Source organism: Oleiphilus sp. HI0125 (genome assembly GCF_001635355.1).
Map to the genome: position 1 here is coordinate 1 of NZ_LWGF01001305.1, position 525 is coordinate 525.

Genomic DNA, 525 nt, shown 5'->3' on the forward strand with positions numbered 1-525 from the left:
TCATGTCTGCGATTGGTATCGGTTTATCGGTCGCTACTTCTGTGCTGGTGAGTCAAAAATTGACTCGCTCGGGAGAACACGCAGCGCATCAGTTATTTACATCTATTGTGTTGATGGGATTGCTCATTGGTTTGCTCGTGATGTCAGTCTTGTTATTAGGGTTGCCATTTATTTTATCCATTCTCGGTGCCAAGGGAGCGTCTTTTGATTACGCAACAAGCTATCTCCAGCTAACTTTGCTGGTATCCCCATTAGGTGTTTTAGCCATGATTTTCGCATCTGGCCTGCGCGCTGCAGCAATGGCCAAGGCATCGATGTGGATATCTTTGATTGCAACGATTGTGAATATCATATTGTGTCCAATCTTCATTGAATGGTTTGAGTGGGGAATAGAGGGGGCAGCATGTGCAACTATCGTTGCACGCTTTATCTCTTTTGGAATTGGTATTTGGTACTTCGGACACCAGTTGCGTTGGTTTAAACGAATTGATTTGATCTTCGTCAAACAAGAGTTTCCGGGCGTAA

At 44.4% G+C, this 525-nt stretch carries 1 protein-coding gene; it reads left to right on the top strand.

Going from position 1 to position 525, the window contains the following annotated elements:
• Positions 1–525 (top strand): MATE family efflux transporter (locus A3762_RS22495; protein ID WP_197469505.1); only part of this gene is annotated, 525 nt, incomplete at both ends.